15 protein-coding genes are annotated in these 15,804 nt (G+C 64.7%); 5 read left to right on the top strand and 10 right to left on the bottom strand.

Annotation, left to right across the window (positions count from 1 at the left end):
- Nucleotides 1–3 precede the first annotated feature (3 nt).
- Nucleotides 4–1,305: a NarK/NasA family nitrate transporter gene (locus GA645_RS22170; RefSeq protein ID WP_152225485.1), complete on the bottom strand. Its 1,302-nt coding sequence runs from the start codon at nucleotides 1,303–1,305 to the stop codon at nucleotides 4–6.
- A gap of 173 nt (nucleotides 1,306–1,478) precedes the next feature.
- On the opposite strand from GA645_RS22170, the gene GA645_RS22175 reads away from it, so the two are divergent.
- From GA645_RS22175 to GA645_RS22185, 3 genes are all read left to right on the top strand, one after another.
- Nucleotides 1,479–3,341, top strand: a complete 1,863-nt coding sequence (locus tag GA645_RS22175) for a histidine kinase (RefSeq protein ID WP_152225487.1) — start codon at nucleotides 1,479–1,481, stop codon at nucleotides 3,339–3,341.
- Nucleotides 3,338–3,991, top strand: a complete 654-nt coding sequence (gene narL, locus GA645_RS22180) for a two-component system response regulator NarL (protein WP_152225489.1) — start codon at nucleotides 3,338–3,340, stop codon at nucleotides 3,989–3,991. Before GA645_RS22175 ends, narL begins: the two co-directional genes overlap by 4 nt.
- Before the next feature lie 193 nt (nucleotides 3,992–4,184).
- Nucleotides 4,185–4,553, top strand: coding sequence for a putative zinc-binding protein (locus GA645_RS22185; protein WP_152225491.1), 369 nt, complete (start codon nucleotides 4,185–4,187; stop codon nucleotides 4,551–4,553).
- A gap of 123 nt (nucleotides 4,554–4,676) precedes the next feature.
- Here GA645_RS22185 and GA645_RS22190 read toward each other — a convergent pair whose 3' ends face one another.
- The 9 genes from GA645_RS22190 to GA645_RS22230 all read right to left on the bottom strand — a co-directional run bounded on the left by GA645_RS22190 (nucleotide 4,677) and on the right by GA645_RS22230 (nucleotide 12,087).
- Nucleotides 4,677–5,150 (bottom strand): SCP2 domain-containing protein, encoded by a 474-nt coding sequence (locus GA645_RS22190; protein WP_152225493.1) that lies wholly within the window; start codon nucleotides 5,148–5,150, stop codon nucleotides 4,677–4,679.
- Nucleotides 5,144–6,034: a U32 family peptidase gene (locus tag GA645_RS22195; protein WP_152225495.1), complete on the bottom strand. Its 891-nt coding sequence runs from the start codon at nucleotides 6,032–6,034 to the stop codon at nucleotides 5,144–5,146. Before GA645_RS22195 ends, GA645_RS22190 begins: the two co-directional genes overlap by 7 nt.
- A 10-nt stretch (nucleotides 6,035–6,044) precedes the next feature.
- The gene (locus tag GA645_RS22200; RefSeq protein WP_152225497.1) at nucleotides 6,045–7,040 is read right to left on the bottom strand and encodes a peptidase U32 family protein; all 996 of its coding nucleotides are present in this window, start codon (nucleotides 7,038–7,040) and stop codon (nucleotides 6,045–6,047) included.
- A 54-nt stretch (nucleotides 7,041–7,094) separates the two neighbouring features.
- Entirely contained in the window at nucleotides 7,095–8,330 is a 1,236-nt protein-coding gene (gene glp / locus GA645_RS22205) for a gephyrin-like molybdotransferase Glp (protein WP_152225499.1), read from the bottom strand.
- Nucleotides 8,327–8,881 carry a molybdenum cofactor biosynthesis protein B gene (moaB, locus tag GA645_RS22210; protein WP_152225501.1) on the bottom strand — a complete coding sequence of 185 codons (555 nt, stop codon included), beginning with the start codon at nucleotides 8,879–8,881 and terminating at the stop codon, nucleotides 8,327–8,329. Before moaB ends, glp begins: the two co-directional genes overlap by 4 nt.
- A gap of 345 nt (nucleotides 8,882–9,226) precedes the next feature.
- Complete coding sequence (moaE, locus tag GA645_RS22215; RefSeq protein ID WP_152225503.1) at nucleotides 9,227–9,679, bottom strand: molybdopterin synthase catalytic subunit MoaE; 453 nt, start codon at nucleotides 9,677–9,679, stop codon at nucleotides 9,227–9,229.
- Nucleotides 9,680–9,683: 4 nt separating this feature from the next.
- On the bottom strand, nucleotides 9,684–9,932 hold the full coding sequence (locus GA645_RS22220; RefSeq protein ID WP_152225505.1) for a MoaD/ThiS family protein: 249 nt from the start codon (nucleotides 9,930–9,932) through the stop codon (nucleotides 9,684–9,686).
- Nucleotides 9,929–10,420 (bottom strand): cyclic pyranopterin monophosphate synthase MoaC, encoded by a 492-nt coding sequence (moaC, locus tag GA645_RS22225; RefSeq protein ID WP_152225506.1) that lies wholly within the window; start codon nucleotides 10,418–10,420, stop codon nucleotides 9,929–9,931. Before moaC ends, GA645_RS22220 begins: the two co-directional genes overlap by 4 nt.
- Before the next feature lie 275 nt (nucleotides 10,421–10,695).
- Nucleotides 10,696–12,087, bottom strand: a complete 1,392-nt coding sequence (locus GA645_RS22230) for a PhoH family protein (protein WP_152225508.1) — start codon at nucleotides 12,085–12,087, stop codon at nucleotides 10,696–10,698.
- 532 nt (nucleotides 12,088–12,619) lie between these two features.
- Between GA645_RS22230 and yaaA the strand changes: the two genes are divergently transcribed.
- On the top strand, nucleotides 12,620–13,399 hold the full coding sequence (gene yaaA / locus GA645_RS22235) for a peroxide stress protein YaaA (protein WP_152225510.1): 780 nt from the start codon (nucleotides 12,620–12,622) through the stop codon (nucleotides 13,397–13,399).
- Nucleotides 13,400–14,398: 999 nt separating this feature from the next.
- On the top strand, nucleotides 14,399–15,709 hold the full coding sequence (algD, locus tag GA645_RS22240; protein ID WP_152225512.1) for a GDP-mannose 6-dehydrogenase: 1,311 nt from the start codon (nucleotides 14,399–14,401) through the stop codon (nucleotides 15,707–15,709).
- The last annotated feature ends 95 nt before the right edge of the window (nucleotides 15,710–15,804 follow it).

Raw genomic sequence — 15,804 nt, forward strand, 5'->3', positions numbered from 1 at the left:
ACCTCAGGATTGACTGGAAGGAATGGGAGTTGCGTCGACGTCGGCCGCCCGGGCCTGGCCGTCGAGGCGTTGCTGCTGCTTGATCGCGTAGTGCATCCAGACCATGCAGACCACGGTCAGGCCGAACAGCAACATGAAGCAGGAGGAGCGCACGCCGATGTGGTCGGCGGCGTAGCCGAACAGGATCGGCAGGCAGAAGCCGCCGAGGCCGCCGATGACCCCGACCATGCCGCCGACGGTGCCCATGTTCTGCGGGTAGTAGTCGTGGATGATCCGGTACACGCTGGCCTTGCCGAAGCCCTGGGCGATGCCGACGATGAACACCAGGAAAGTGAACAGCCAGACGTTCAGGCCTATCCCTAAGCTCACGTCGCCCTTGATGCCGTGGATGGTCATGGTGGTCTGCGGATAGGAGAGGAAGAACAGGCAGACCAGGCAGATCCAGAACACGCCCCAGTTCACCGCGCGGGCGCCGTAGTGGTCGCTGAACCAGCCGCCCAGGGCGCGGATCAGGCCCGACGGCAGGGTGAACAGCATGGTGATGAAGGACGCGGTCTTCAGGTCCAGGCCGTACTCGGCGATGTAGTACTTGGGCAGCCACAGGGCCAGGGCGACGAAGCCGCCGAAGACGAAGAAGTAGTACAGGCCGAAGCGCCACACGCGCAGCTCGCCCAGCGGCGCCAGCTGCTTGGCCAGGGTCGGGCGCGGCCGGCTCGGGTCGGCGTCGCCGCCCTTGGCGTGGGCCGGATCGTTCCAGGTGCAGAACCAGAACAGCAGCGCGGTCACCAGCATGGCCACCGAGTAGATCTGCGGGACCATGCGCCAGCCGAAGGCGACCACGATCATCGGTGCCACCAGGTTGGTGATCGCCGCCCCCGCGTTACCGGCGCCGAAGATGCCCATGGCGGTGCCCTGGCGCTCCTTCTCGAACCACGAAGAGGTGTAGGCGATGCCCACCGCGAAGGAGCCGCCGGCCAGGCCGACGAACAGGCCCAGTACCAGGTAGTGCCAGTACAGGGTGGCGAAGGCCAGGCCGTAGATCGGGATGGCCACCAGCAGCATGTGGATGAAGAACACGATGCGGCCGCCGAAGCGATCGGTGATCAGCCCCAGCGGCAGGCGCGCCAGGGCGCCGGTAAGGATCGGCAGCGCCACCATCAGGCCGAACTGCGCCTCGGACAGGCCCAGCTCCTCCTTGATGCGGATACCGATGATCGAAAACATCGTCCAGACCGCGAAGTTCACGGCGAACGCCAGTGTGCTCATGCCGAGCACGGAGTACTGCTTCTGACGGTGGGACAACATGGCTTAGCTCACTTCCTGACGGCCTTTGCCCGCACGTTAGGTAAGGCCTGAGCCCCTTCTCTTGACCGCCATCAATGAGCCAAAGGGCGTTTCATGAGCGAATGCATACTGCTACCTCCTAGGAGGTAGCCACCCCATGAACTCTTAACACATTGTTTTTAAAGACATTTAAGATGATCAGCGCCCCCTCCACCGAGCCCTCCGCAAGCGATCGGATCTTTGTGGGTAGTCCACCCGCCAACCGCCCCGCCCTGCGCAAATCCATCGTCGTGCGCTTCGGCTGCTACCTCACCCTGCTGGTTTCCCTGGCGCTGGCCGGGATGTTCAGTGCCCTGCTGTTCGCCGACTATTCGCACCAGGATGCGGCAGTGATCAACCAGGCTGGCTCGCTGCGCATGCTCACCTACCGCCTGGCCCTGGACCCATCGCCGATCAACCGTCAGGCGCTGCAAGGCACCCTGCGCGCACGCCTGGAGAGCGAAGAGATCGCCCGCCTGCTGCGCCGGGCCGACGCCGAGGCGCCGATTCGCCTGCAGCACGAAAAATTGCGCCAGGAGCTGAAGAAGCTCGACCTGGCGCGAGGGCCGGCACTGGAGACCCTGGATACCTTCGTCAGCCACATCGATGCCTTCGTCAGCACCCTGCAAAGCAACGCCGAGCAGCGCTCGCAGATGCTCAGCACGGTGCAGGGGCTGTGCCTGTTCCTCAGCCTGCTGGTGGTGTTCATCAGCCTCTACGACCTCAGCTACCACGTGGTCGGTCCGCTGCGCGACCTCACCACCACCGCCCGCCGCCTCGGCCAGGGCGACCTCAGCGCGCGGGTCAGCAGCAGCGGCGAAGACGAACTGAGCCAACTGGGCGAGCGCTTCAACCAGATGGCCACGGAGTTACAGGCCATCTACCGCGAGCTGGAAGCGCGGGTGGAGGACAAGACCCGCGACCTCTCCAACAGCCACCAGCGCCTGGAGCTGCTCTACGCCAGCGCCCGCCGCCTGGGCCAGGACCCGTACGACGAACGCACCCTGCAACCGCTGTTGAACCAGCTGGAGCGCGTGCTGCAGGCCGGCAAGGTGACCCTGTGCCTGAACAAGGACGGCGTCGAGCGCGCCTACACCTCGCTGACCACCGATGGCATCACCGGCAGTTTCTGCCTGCAGGGCAACTGCGGCGACTGCCGTGCCCAGGCCGATCACTGCGGCGAGCCCGTCACGGCACTCAACCCGCTGCTGATGCAACCGCTCTCCATCGGTGAGCATCGCTTCGGCGAGCTGTTCATCGAGACCGCCAGCGGCCGCCTGGAAGACTGGCAACGCCAGTTCGTCGAAGGCTTCTGCGACAACATCGCGCGCACCTTCGCCCTGTCCCTGCAGCAGGAACAGGAGAACCGCCTGGCGCTGTTCGCCGAGCGCAGCACCATCGCCCGCGAGCTGCACGATTCGCTGGCGCAGTCGCTGTCCTACCTGAAGATCCAGGTCAGCCGCCTGGCCACCCTGCTCAAGCGCGACGTGCCGGCCGAGAAGATCGACGAGACCCTCGACGAGCTGCGCGAAGGCCTCAACAGCGCCTATCGCCAGCTGCGCGAACTGCTCACCACCTTCCGCCTGAGCCTGGAGCAGTCCAGCCTGGAAGCGGCGCTGGTGAAGACCGTCGAGGAATTCGGCGAACGAGGCGACCTGACCATCGATCTGGACAACCGCCTGGCGCATATCCCGCTCAATCCCAACGAGGAAATCCACATCCTGCAGATCGTCCGCGAAGCGCTGTCCAACGTGGTACGCCATGCCCGGGCCAGCCACGCGAAGGTCAGCCTCGCCGAAGATGCCGACGACCAGGTGTGCATCACGGTGGACGATGATGGCGTGGGCTTTGACCCAGCGCAGAGCCGCAATGGGCACTATGGGCTTAGCATCATGCGGGAGCGCAGCCAGACCCTGGAGGCGAACTTCAGCATCGCCCCGCGCGAGCCGCAGGGCACCCGCGTCAGCGTGCGCTTCACCCACAAACCCCTCTCGCAGTCCCCGGAGAACACCCCATGACGGCCACCCCCACCGACGACCGTGCGCGCATCCTGCTCGTCGACGATCACCCGATGATGCGCAAGGGCGTGATCCAGCTGCTGGAGTTCGAGGACGACCTGCAAGTGGTGGGCGAAGCCGGCAGCGGCGAAGAGGCGCTGCACATGGCCGCGGAACTGGAGCCGGACATGATCCTGCTCGACCTCAACATGAAGGGCATGACCGGCCTCGACACCCTGCGCGCCATGCGCGAGAACGGCGAGGCCGCGCGCATCGTGGTGTTCACCGTCTCCGATGACCGCAATGACGTGATCAACGTGCTGCGCGCCGGCGCCGACGGCTACCTGCTCAAGGACATGGACCCCGAGCGCCTGCTGGAACACATTCGCCAGGCCGCTACAGGCCAGCTCACCATCAGCCCGCAGCTGACCCAGGTGCTGGCCCAGGCCTTGCGCGGCGACGACCGGCCCAAGGGCATCGAGGAGCTGACCGACCGCGAGCGGCAGATCCTCCGCCAGCTCGCCCATGGGTACAGCAACAAGATGATCGCGCGCAAACTCGACATCACCGAAGGCACCGTGAAGGTCCACGTGAAGCGTGTGCTGCACAAGCTGGGGATGCGCTCGCGGGTGGAAGCGGCGGTGTGGGCGGTGGAGAACCACCTGGTCTGACCTCGACGCCAAACGCAATTTGTAGGGCGCATAACGCCAACGGCGTTATCCGCCATCGGGTCTGACGGCGGATAAAGCGTTCCGCTTTATGCGCCCTACCTCACTGGTAATAGTCCGCTCGCCGACTTGATTCAGATCATGTCGCGCCAGCCCACGGCGGCAGGACACTGCGGGACTCACCCTGGAGGTCCCCATGCCGCCCTCGCCGCACCTGCCCCTCGTCTACTCCTGCTCCGGCTGCTCAAATCTTGCGCAACTGGCCAACGACCTCGCCCTGCGCCTGGACCGTGACGGCCTGGCGGAGATGTCCTGCATAGCGGGAGTCGGTGGCGACGTACCGGCACTGGTGAAGAAAGCCTGCTCGGGCCGGCCGATCATCGCCGTGGACGGCTGCCACCTGCACTGCGTGCAGAACTGCCTGGCGCGACATGGCGTGAAGGCCGCGCACGAGGTCACCCTGACCGAGTACGGCCTGAAGAAACGCTACGGGCAGGACGCGCCGGTGCAGGATTTCGAGATGCTCTACGAGGAACTGCAGTTCCTCGTGCGCACCCCGGCCTGAGCGTTAATCGATCAGACCAGCCTCAAAGCCAAAGGATGGCTCCAACGTAGGATGGAGTGGAGCGAAGCGATACCCATCGATTGACGCGCCAAAACAACATGGATATCGCAAACGGTGAGCGGATCAGGCGTTCTCCTGCACCACCCGGCTGGCGCGGCGCATGGCGCTCCACAGCCAGGCTGGCAGGCTGTCCGGGTCGAGACTGTCGATCAGGTTCTTCACCGCCAGCCCCAGTTCGGTATCGCCCTCGATCACCAGGCGACGGCGGAAGAACAGCGTGTCCGGGTCTTCCTGCCGGCCCGCCAGCAGCAGGAAGTCGCGCCAGCTGCCACGGATGGTCACGCTGGGCGCACAGGCATCGGCGAAACGCAGGCCCTGGCGATCATGGGTAAGGCTCCAGGCCAGGCCGAGATCGCTCACTTCCAGTCTCAGCCAGTGGCCGTCGAGGATATCGAAGGCACCGTCGGCCAGCGCCTCGGCGAACAGGCGATTGGCGGCACGCTGCAGCACCACGCGCTGCAGTCCCGAAGGGACGCGCGCGGCCAGCGGCAGGAGTCGATCGGCGGCGCGCAAGGCGCCGGTTTCCAGAGTCAACACAGGTTCACCTCGTCACTGCGCAGCATGCCCGGTCGGCCATGCCAGTATCCGTTGCATCCCTCCACCGCCAGCGGCGGCGTGGCACCCTTGCGCACGCGGTCGAAGGCCTGCACGACGTCCACCATGCCCTCGGCGCGGGGGCTCAGGCGCAGCAGGTCGGCGCCGCAATCACGCAGCGAGGCGTAATCCGCCAGCAGGTTGCTGGCCTCGCCGGACATCGTCTGGATGCCGTTGAGGGTGAACAGCGGTATGCCTTCCTGGCTCAGCATCGACAGGCCCTCCGGGTAATTCAGACAGCAGAACTGGCAGTCATCCTTGGGCCGGTTCTCGGCCCGCGCGGTGAAGCAGCGCGCCGAATAGGCCAGCGGCAGATGGCCGTATGCGAATACCTCGGTCTCCACATCGTCGATGCCCAGCTCGCGGGCCTGCTCGATCACCGCGTGGATCTGCTCGCCGGAGCACTCCACCGGCGGCACCCAGCGACGCAGGCCGGCTGCGCGCAGCTCCGCCAGCGTGTGGCCGTTGTAGACGTTGAGCGCCGGGCCGCCGACGAACTCGACGCCGAGGGCGCCGAGAATCTGCACCGCGCCCATGTCGTTCGCCTCGACCCGCAACTCACCGTTCGCGCACAGCCGGCGCAGTGACGACAGCTCCGAAGCCGCCTCGATCAATGCAAGGCCGGAGATTAGGATTTCCGCCCTGCTCTGCTGCTGGAGCTCGCGCCCAAGTCCGAGCCAGTCGTCCAGCGACAGCGCGCGGCGTTTGGAGCAGACCGTTTCGCCGATGGTGATGGCGTCCAGCGGCTGCTCGGCCATCTGCGCATAAAAATCCAGGAGTGTCCGGCGGTCCCAGTAGAACAGCACGGGGCCCAGGCTGAGTTTCATCAAGAGGTCCTCACTGCCAGGAGCGATGGTAGGCGCCCAGGGTCGTCTGGTGGCCTTCGGAAAGCTTGTCCAGGGCGTCCTGCCATTGCGTCAGCGCGCGGTAGTTCTCCGGTGCGCGCTGCCACGCATCCAGCGCCTGGCGCCAGACGCGGGTGACCTGCTCGACATAGGCCGGGCTGCGTTGCCGACCCTCGATCTTCACCGCTGCGACGCCGATTTCCGCCAGCTGCGGAATCAGGTCGATGGTGTTCAGGCTGGTGGGTTCTTCGAGGGCGTGGAAGCGCTCGCCGTTGACCACGAAGCGGCCCTTGCACAGGGTCGGGTAGCCCGCCGGCTCATCCGGCGCATAGCGGTCGATCAGCACGCCGCCCAGGCGCGAGGTCAGACCCTCGGGCTCCTCGCTCCAGCGCACCGCCTTGGCCGGCGAGCAGACGCCGCAGAGATTGGGTGACTCGCCGGTGACATAGGACGACAGGTGGCAGCGCCCCTCGGCCATGATGCACAGGCTGCCAAAGGCGAAGACTTCGATGGGCACCGGGCTGTTCGCCGCCACCTGGCGCACCTGCGCCAGCGACAGCACGCGCGGCAGCACGGCGCGGCGGATGCCGTAGCGCTCGTGGTAGAACGCCAGCGCCGCCACATTGGTGGCCGAACCCTGAACCGAAAGGTGCAGCGCAAGATTCGGATGGCGCTTGGCGGCATAACCGAGCACCGCGCAGTCGGCGGCGATCAGCGCATCCACGCCCAGCTCGGCCGCGTGGTCCACGGCGCGTTGCCAGCGGGCCCAGCCGGCCGCGCCGGGGTAAGTGTTGACCGCCACGTACATCTGCTTGCCGGCGCTGTGGATAAGTTCCACGCCCTGGCGCAACTGGCGGTCGTCGAGGTTGAGGCCGGCGAAGTGCCGGGCGTTGGTGTCGTCGCGAAAGCCGACGTAGATGGCATCGGCGCCCTCGCGCAGGGCCGATTTCAAGGCGGGCAGACTCCCCGCCGGACAGACCAGTTGCATGCTTCCCCCTGACCCGTGGAAGGCCGCCGGCCCTGCCGGCGGCAGGGATCGGCGTCAGGCGCCGAGTTCGCTGAAAGACAGGAATGACACCGGTTCACCCATACGCAGCGTGCGCCCGGCTTCCACCACCGCCAGGCCGTCGGCCCAGCTCGCCGCCCGCAGCATGGCCGAGCCCTGCTGTGGATGCGGGCAGATGCGGGCTACGCCGGCGCCATCAAGCTCCAGGCGTGCGCGCAGGTACTGGCGGCGTGAGTTGGGCGTCAGCCAGTCGAAGCCCGCCGGCAGCGTCACCGGCAGCGTCTCCACATCGCTGCGCCCCTGGGCGCGCCAGAGGAACGGTCGCGCCACCACCAACGCGGTGACCAGCGCGGCAGCCGGATTGCCCGGTAGGCCGATCCACGGCTTGCCGGCGATGCTGCCGAACGCCAGCGGCTTGCCCGGCTGCATCTTCAGCTTCCACAGGTGCAGTTCGCCCAGTTCGCGGATCGCCTGCTTGAGGTAATCGCGGTCGCCCACGGATACACCGCCGCTGGTGATCAGCACGTCCCATTCGGACGCGGCGAGGCTCAGCGCATCGCGACTGGCCGCCAGGGTATCGGCGAGCACACCGTAGTCATGCACGTCCATGCCCCAGCCGCGCAGCAGTGCGCCGATGCTGAAGCGGTTGGCGTTGTAGATCTGCCCCGGAGCCAGCGACTCACCCGGCTCACGCAGCTCGTCGCCGCTACTCAGCAGGCAGACGCGCAGCGGGCGGTACACATTCACGCGGTCCAGGCCGACGCTGGCCAGCAAGCCAATGTCCTGGGCGCGCAGTTTCTTCCCGGCGCTGAGCAGCACATCGCCCTCGCGAAGTTCTTCGCCACGCCGGCGCACGTGGCTGCCGCGCGCGACCAAAGGCACCTGCAGCCAGTCGCCAACGACCTGGCAGTCCTCCTGGGCGATCACGCTGTCCGCCCCCGGCGGTAGCGGCGCGCCAGTGAAAATGCGCATGGCCTCGCCGGGGTGCAGCTCGACCTGGGCGGCATCACCGGCGGCGATGTAGCCGGCGATCGTCAACCGCGCACCCGACGGCCCCATGTCAGCGCTGCGCAAGGCGTAGCCGTCCATCGCGCTGTTGTCCCACAGCGGCAGGTCGATGGGGGAATGCACATCCTCCGCCAGCACACGGCCCAGGGCGTGTTCCAGGTCGACACGCACGGTCGGCGGCGCCTGGGGGACGAAGTCCATCAACGCCGCGATGGCCTCGTCCACCGGACGCAGGCCGGAGCCGGAACAGCCGCAGGCGCTCATGAGCGTGTACCGCAGACCAGCACAGGACGCTCGGGCAGGCGCTTGAGATGGGGGACGAAATTGCAGGGCCTGGTGCGGCTGTCCAACTGCTGCAGGAGGATCTTTTCCCAGGCGGTCAGGCAGGCGCCGGTGGAGCCGGGCAGGCAGCAGATCAGCGTGCCGTTGGTGATGCCGGCGATGGCGCGGGATTGGATAGTCGAGGTGCCGATTTCCTCGCGGGAAATCTGCCGGAACAGCTCGCCGAAGCCGTCCACGATGCGCTCCAGCAGCGGCGCGACGGCCTGCGGGGTGTTGTCGCGAGCGGTGAAGCCGGTGCCCCCGGTGATCAGGCCGACCTGGACCTTGGGGTCGGCAATCCAGGCCGAGACCACGGCGCGGATCTGGTAGATGTCGTCGATCACCAGCCGGCGTTGCGCAAGGGCGTGACCGGCGCGTTGCAGCGAGGTCACCAGGGCTTGGCCGGAGGTGTCGTTGTGCAGGCTGCGGGTATCGCTGACGGTGAGGACAGCGATCTCCAGCGGCTGGAATTCCTGGGTGCTGAGATGGCTCATGAGGGGCTCTCCGATTCGGAGCAAAAAGGGCTGGCGCCAGCCTGCGCCCCTTCCCCTGTACCGCCCATTCCTCCTAGTAGGTACGACCCCGGCGCGTGCGGGGCATCGCTCTCGCCGTGCGTTCAGAGCGCACGCGTAGGAGCGGACCTTGTCCGCGAAATCCTGATCCGTAACCCCGGAGCTAACCTGTAGGAGCGCGCCATGCGCGCGATCGCGGGCATGGCCCGCTCCTACAGGGAAACGTTGCAGCCAGCCTTGATCGCCGAAGCGGCGGCAAGGCTTCGCGGACAAGGGCTAGGCGCCCCCGTCGCTCCTGCAAAAGCAGTGACGCCGTAGCCAGGCGGATCAGCTCTTCCAGCGCTCGGCGGCTTCCTTGTCGCTGCAGCGGCCTTCAACCCAGCGCGGGCCTTCGGTCGTGTCTTCCTTCTTCCAGAACGGCGCGCGGATCTTGAGGTAATCCATGACGAAGTTGCAGGCGTCGAAGGCCGCCTGGCGATGGGCGCTGGCGGTGCCGACGAAGACGATCGGCTCACCTGGCTCCAGACGGCCGATGCGATGGAGGATGTCCAGGCGCAGCAGTGGCCAGCGCTCGCGGGCCTCGACGGCGATCTTCTCCAGGGCCTTCTCGGTCATGCCGGGGTAGTGTTCGAGGAACATGCCGCCGACTTCGCGGCCATCGTTGAAGTCGCGCACGTAGCCGACAAAGCCGACCACCGCGCCTACACCGACGTTGGCGTCGTGCAGCGCATTGAGTTCGGCGCCTGGATCGAACGCCGCCGACTGGACGCGGATCGTCATGGCCTCAGCCTCCGGTCACGGTGGGGAAGAAGGCCACCTCGTCGCCGTCGGCGAGGGGCTCGTCGAGGGAGCACAGTTCCTGGTTGCGCGCGCACATCAGGTTCTGCTCGCCAAGCACCGCCCAGGCGCCGCCGCGCTCCAGCAGCAGGCCGCGCAGGGCATCGAGGCTGGCCAGGGAGGGGCTCCAGTTCAGCTGCTCGCCGTCCAGGCCGAGGGCCTCCCGGTAGCGGGCGAAGTACTGCACGCGGATCATGGGGTGTCTCCTGCGACGCTATCCGATGCCAGGTAGTGCCCGCTCTTGCCGCCGAGCTTCTCCAGCAGGCGCACGCTTTCGATGGTCATGCCGCGATCCACCGCCTTGCACATGTCGTAGATGGTCAGCGCGGCGACGCTGGCGGCGGTCAGCGCTTCCATCTCCACGCCAGTCTGCCCGGCCAGCTTGCAGCGGGCGACGATGTGCACGGTGTCCTCACCCTCGGCGGCCAGCTCGACCTTGACGCTGGTGAGCAGCAGCGGGTGGCACAGCGGGATCAGTTCGTGGGTCTTCTTGGCCGCCTGGATGCCAGCGATGCGCGCCACGGCGAACACGTCGCCCTTGGGGTGACCGCCGTCCTGGATCAGCTTGAGGGTGTCCGGGAGCATGCGCACCCGGGCTTCGGCCACCGCCTCGCGGGACGTCACGGCTTTTTCGGTGACATCGACCATGTTGGCGCGGCCTTGGGAATCGAGATGGGTCAGCACGGGCGGGAACTCTCCGGAGGATCAGGGGAACAGTGTAACCCCGGGGCACGCGACTGGCTGTAAGGCGAGCGGCGCGTTGGGGAGAGGATTGTATACAAAAAGAGGTATGCCAGGGGGCGGGAAAGAAGAGGCCCGCCGGACGGCGGGCCTCTTCGATTACAGCTGAACTCGTGTCTCTGGGTTCCCGCGTTCGCGGGAATGACGGGTTGGCGCATCCCCTTTCCAGTCACGTCATCCCCGCGAATGCGGGGAGCCAATAGACAGTTGCTCTCCGCTTACAGATGGGTCTCGGCGAACTCCGCCAGCACCGAGCGCGGCACCCCTTGCAGGGTCACGTGCACGCCGTGGGGGAAGTCCTTGAAGCGCTCGGTCAGGTAGGTGAGACCCGAGCTGGTCGCCGACAGGTAAGGCGTATCGATCTGCGCCAGGTTGCCCAGACAGACCACCTTCGAACCGTTGCCGGCGCGGGTGATGATGGTCTTCATCTGGTGCGGGGTGAGGTTCTGGCACTCGTCGATGAGGATCAGGCTCTGCTGGAAGCTGCGACCACGGATGTAGTTCAGCGATTTGAACTGCAGCGGCACCTTGCTGAGGATGTAGTCGACGCTGCCATGGGTGCACTCGTCGTCCGAATGCAGCGCCTCCAGGTTGTCAGTGATGGCGCCGAGCCACGGCTCCATCTTTTCCGCCTCGGTGCCCGGCAGGAAGCCGATGTCCTCGTCCAGCCCCTGCACGCTGCGGGTAGCGATGATGCGGCGGTAGCGCTTGCTGACCATCGTCTGCTCGATGGCGGCGGCCAGGGCCAGGATGGTCTTGCCCGAACCTGCGGCGCCGGACAGGTTGACCAGGTGGATATCCGGGTCGAGCAGCGCGTAGAGCGCCAGCGCCTGGTAGATATCGCGCGGCCTCAGGCCCCAGGCCTCCTGGTGCAGCAACGGTTCCTGGTGCAGGTCGAGGATCAGCAGTTCATCCTGCTGGATACCCTTGATCCAGCCGACGAAACCCTGCTCGTCGACGATGAACTCATTGATGTGCACCGCCGGCAGGTTGTCGGTGAGCTGCACGCGATGCCAGGTGCGTCCGTGGTCCTGGCGGGTCTCGACCTTGCTCACGCGGTCCCAGAACGAGCCGGACAGCGAATGGTAGCCACGCGACAGCAGGGCGACGTCATCGACCAACTGGTCGGTGTGGTAATCCTCCGAGAACACGCCACAGGCACGCGCCTTCAGGCGCATGTTGATGTCCTTGGTCACCAGCACCACGCGCTTGCTGCTATGGCGACTCTTCAGCTCCACCAACTGGTTGATGATCTTGTTGTCGTTCAGGTGCTCGGGCAGCCAGGTGATCGGCTCGGCCCGCTTGCTCATGAGGATCGACAGGCTGCCGCAGGGGCCGCTCTTGCCTCGCTGGATGGGAACGCCATCCTCCACCTGCTCGGGTGTCGCTTCACCCAGCACCGAATCGATGAGACGGATCGCCTGGCGGCACTCCGCAGCCACGGTGTGTTTGCCGGTCTTGAGCTTGTCCAGTTCCTCCAGCACCGTCATCGGAATGGCGACGTGGTGCTCCTGGAAATTCAGCAACGCGTTTGGATCGTGGATCAGAACGTTGGTATCGAGGACGTACAGGGTGGGCTGGGTCGGGCTGGAGCGTCCATGGTCATCCATACGCGGTTCACCTCTTGAGGGGGCGTTACGACGGAATGCCATTACAGCGCTCCGCCGCGCGGTGAGCCGCCTGCTCTCGCTGCCGGGGCGCGAGAGGTCTGCATATAAGGGGACGGGCCGGGGCCGCCACCTGTCTGCAGGGTTCGGCGGTCTACGTTTCCAGAAATACAGGAAAAAACATGACGATAAAAAGTCTTTTTCCTTCTCAAGCAGCTTTTTTTCTTCCCACGCCGAAATAGCTTGGCGAGGCCTTCATGGAGCGCTAGTTTTAAAAGTCTTACCCCCGGCAAAACCTTCTCGCCCCCGCTCCCGATCAGTGCTCCGGCCCATCGAAGATCGCTCGCGCGGTCAGTACCGGCGCCCGCACTCCGGCGGCCCCGCCGGCAACCTCGTCCACCACGCCCCAGTTCGCAAGCCTCAATGCGGACCGCCACCGGGCGACCACCGCACCGGCAGATGCTAATCGTCCCCATAGCTGGAGCCATGGCCCGCGAATCCCTACAATCGCGCCTCGCTTGTAGGAGACCGCACGATGCTGATGGTGATTTCCCCCGCCAAGACCCTGGACTACGACACCGCCCCGGTGACGCAGCGCTTCACCCTGCCCGAGCACCTGGACGATGCCCAGGAGCTGATCGGCATCCTGCGGGAACTGTCGCCGGCGCAGATCGCCGAGCTGATGCACCTGTCGGACAAGCTGGCGGGCCTGAACGCCGCGCGCTTCGGCAGCTGGCACCCGGATTTCACGCAGGCCAACGCCAAGCAGGCGCTGCTGGCCTTCAAGGGCGACGTCTACACCGGCATGCAGGCCGAGGACTTCAGCGAGGACGATTTCGCCTTCGCCCAGCGCCACCTGCGCATGCTGTCCGGCCTTTATGGCGTGCTGCGCCCGCTGGACCTGATGCAGCCATATCGCCTGGAAATGGGCACCAAGCTGGCCAACGCCCGTGGCAAGGATCTCTACGCCTTCTGGGGCGAGCGCATCAGCGCCTGGCTGAACCAGGCCCTGGCCGAGCAGGGCGACGACGTACTGCTGAACCTGGCCTCCAACGAATACTTCGGCGCGGTGAAGCGCAAAGCGCTGAACGCACGGGTGATCGACACCGAGTTCAAGGACCTGAAGAACGGCCAGTACAAGATCATCAGCTTCCACGCCAAGAAGGCCCGCGGGATGATGGCGCGCTACGTGGTCAAGGAGCGCCTGCAGGGCCCCGAGGGCCTGAAGGACTTCAACTACGCCGGCTACTTCTATAGTGCCGAACACTCTGGGCCTGACCGGCTCGTGTTCCTGCGCGACCACCCCGAAGACTGAGCCCTTTCCCTGGGAGCCCGACGGGCTCCCTTCCCCGCCATTTCCGCCCCACCTTCCCCCCTGATACCAAGTCGCCTGTAAGCCATTGACCATGAAATGGGTCAGCCAAGGGGCTACGGGCTGGCTATTTCTTGCGCAAAAAACGCCTCATTGGCCCTACAGTTCAAAGGGGCTCGACGACCGTTCGTCTGCTTCGCGGTAAATCGTGAGATTTTTTTCGACCGCCGATCCGCCCTTCCCGGCAGGAAAACCTTCCGCATTTCCCCTCCGCCAGCAATTCATTGGCCATTAGCAGCCGATTGCCATGACGTGCATTTCACGATTGCAACTTGCAATGGAGAAAGCTGAACGGCAGCTGAACGAACCGGTTAATGGCGATACACGGTCATTTTTGGCGGAAAAATAAATTGAACTTTTCGCCATCTTGCAGATTGCACTAACCCGCATTTCTCCCGATTAACTCCTCTTTTGCCACTATCACGGCATCAAGTGATATCAATTGGATATTTCGGAAGTTTTCAGATGTGGGATAAGCGGGAAGGAACTAACCCTGTTTTGGATAAATCCTATTTCCGCAACGATCATTGATGCAGATCAGGAAGCAGATCAGGAAGCAGATCAGAAAGTGCATTGATGAGATGAACCTTTTGTTCTAACGGTAATTACATACCGGCATTGAACAATCACAAGCTCATGAAAAATCTGGGTTTACAGATTACAAGGCAATCATCGCCCCGAACTGGAGCACATCAGCGCGGATAACGAATACACACTGAGATCTGCCTGAAACATAACAGGGCAAGTATTTGAAATTTTCCCACAAATAGTGCCCTGCAGTTTAGAAATACTTTCCCTGCCTGACCAGAGGAAGTACGGAGGACACCCCAAAGTGCCTTCCGCGGGTTCTTTCAACCTGAATAAAGCGCCCTTCGGGGCAGCCTGAAAAAACCGCCCTTCGGGGCAACTTTGAAAGCTCGACAATTGAACGAGGTGAATGCGATGCGAATCAGCATCTTTGGTCTTGGGTACGTTGGCGCAGTATGTGCCGGCTGCCTGTCCGCACGAGGCCACGAAGTCGTCGGGGTGGATGTTTCCACCACCAAGATCGATCTGATCAACAAAGGGAAGTCGCCCATCGTCGAACCCGGTCTGGAATCGCTGCTGGATCAGGGCATCCGTTCCGCTCGCCTGTCGGGCACGACCGACTTCAAGAAGGCCGTCCTGGATACCGATGTGTCGTTCATCTGCGTCGGCACGCCGAGCAAGAAGAACGGTGACCTGGACCTGGGCTACATCGAGTCGGTCTGCCGCGAAATCGGTTACGCCATCCGCGAGAAGAAAGAGCGCCACACCGTGGTGGTCCGCAGCACCGTGCTGCCGGGCACCGTGAACAACGTGGTGATCCCGATCATCGAAGACTGCTCGGGCAAGAAGGCCGGGGTCGACTTCGGCGTGGGCACCAACCCGGAGTTCCTGCGCGAATCCACCGCGATCAAGGACTACGACTTCCCGCCCATGACCGTCATCGGCGAACTGGACGCCCAGACCGGCGACCTGCTGGAAGAGATCTACCGCGAACTCGACGCGCCGATCATCCGCAAGACCATCGAGGTCGCGGAGATGATCAAGTACACCTGCAACGTCTGGCACGCCGCCAAGGTCACCTTCGCCAACGAGATCGGCAACATCGCCAAGGCGGTGGGCGTCGACGGCCGCGAGGTGATGGACGTCATCTGCCAGGACAACAAGCTCAACCTGTCGCGCTACTACATGAAGCCCGGCTTCGCCTTCGGCGGCTCCTGCCTGCCCAAGGACGTGCGCGCCCTCACCTACCGCGCCAGCCAGCTGGACGTCGAGCACCCGATGCTCGGTTCGATCATGCGCAGCAACCAGCACCAGGTGCAGAAGGCCTTCGATCTCATCACCGCGCATGGCAGCCGCAAGGTCGGCCTGCTCGGCCTGTCGTTCAAGTCCGGCACTGACGACCTGCGCGAGAGCCCGCTGGTGGAGCTGGCTGAGATGCTCATTGGCAAGGGCTACGAGCTGCAGATCTTCGACCGCAACGTCGAGTACGCCCGCGTCCATGGCGCGAACAAGGAGTACATCGAATCGAAGATCCCTCACGTCTCCTCGCTGATGGTTTCCGACCTGGATGTGGTGGTGAAAACCTCCGACGTGCTGGTGCTGGGCAACGGCGATGAGCTGTTCGTCGACGTGGTGAACAAGGCGCCCCAGGGCAAGAAGGTGGTCGACCTGATCGGCTTCATGGCTCACGGCAGCAACGAGCGCGCCGAAGGCATCTGCTGGTAAGCGCCCTGCGCTCTTCGTAGGAGCGAGCTTGCTCGCGAACGCTCTCCGCCAAATCACTGTGCCAGGCGGGTTCGCGAGCAAGAACCAGGCGTCCC

The sequence above is a fragment of the Pseudomonas sp. SCB32 genome (assembly GCF_009189165.1).
Classification (GTDB): domain Bacteria; phylum Pseudomonadota; class Gammaproteobacteria; order Pseudomonadales; family Pseudomonadaceae; genus Pseudomonas.

What these genes read in the sequence shown, in the direction of transcription:
- GA645_RS22170 (WP_152225485.1), bottom strand. Translation starts at nt 1,305, where the DNA reads ATGTTGTCCCACCGTCAGAAGCAGTACTCCGTGCTCGGCATGAGCACA.
- GA645_RS22175 (WP_152225487.1), top strand. Translation starts at nt 1,479, where the DNA reads ATGATCAGCGCCCCCTCCACCGAGCCCTCCGCAAGCGATCGGATCTTT.
- narL (WP_152225489.1), top strand. Translation starts at nt 3,338, where the DNA reads ATGACGGCCACCCCCACCGACGACCGTGCGCGCATCCTGCTCGTCGAC.
- GA645_RS22185 (WP_152225491.1), top strand. Translation starts at nt 4,185, where the DNA reads ATGCCGCCCTCGCCGCACCTGCCCCTCGTCTACTCCTGCTCCGGCTGC.
- GA645_RS22195 (WP_152225495.1), bottom strand. Translation starts at nt 6,034, where the DNA reads ATGAAACTCAGCCTGGGCCCCGTGCTGTTCTACTGGGACCGCCGGACA.
- GA645_RS22200 (WP_152225497.1), bottom strand. Translation starts at nt 7,040, where the DNA reads ATGCAACTGGTCTGTCCGGCGGGGAGTCTGCCCGCCTTGAAATCGGCC.
- glp (WP_152225499.1), bottom strand. Translation starts at nt 8,330, where the DNA reads ATGAGCGCCTGCGGCTGTTCCGGCTCCGGCCTGCGTCCGGTGGACGAG.
- moaB (WP_152225501.1), bottom strand. Translation starts at nt 8,881, where the DNA reads ATGAGCCATCTCAGCACCCAGGAATTCCAGCCGCTGGAGATCGCTGTC.
- moaE (WP_152225503.1), bottom strand. Translation starts at nt 9,679, where the DNA reads ATGACGATCCGCGTCCAGTCGGCGGCGTTCGATCCAGGCGCCGAACTC.
- GA645_RS22220 (WP_152225505.1), bottom strand. Translation starts at nt 9,932, where the DNA reads ATGATCCGCGTGCAGTACTTCGCCCGCTACCGGGAGGCCCTCGGCCTG.
- GA645_RS22230 (WP_152225508.1), bottom strand. Translation starts at nt 12,087, where the DNA reads ATGGATGACCATGGACGCTCCAGCCCGACCCAGCCCACCCTGTACGTC.
- yaaA (WP_152225510.1), top strand. Translation starts at nt 12,620, where the DNA reads ATGCTGATGGTGATTTCCCCCGCCAAGACCCTGGACTACGACACCGCC.
- algD (WP_152225512.1), top strand. Translation starts at nt 14,399, where the DNA reads ATGCGAATCAGCATCTTTGGTCTTGGGTACGTTGGCGCAGTATGTGCC.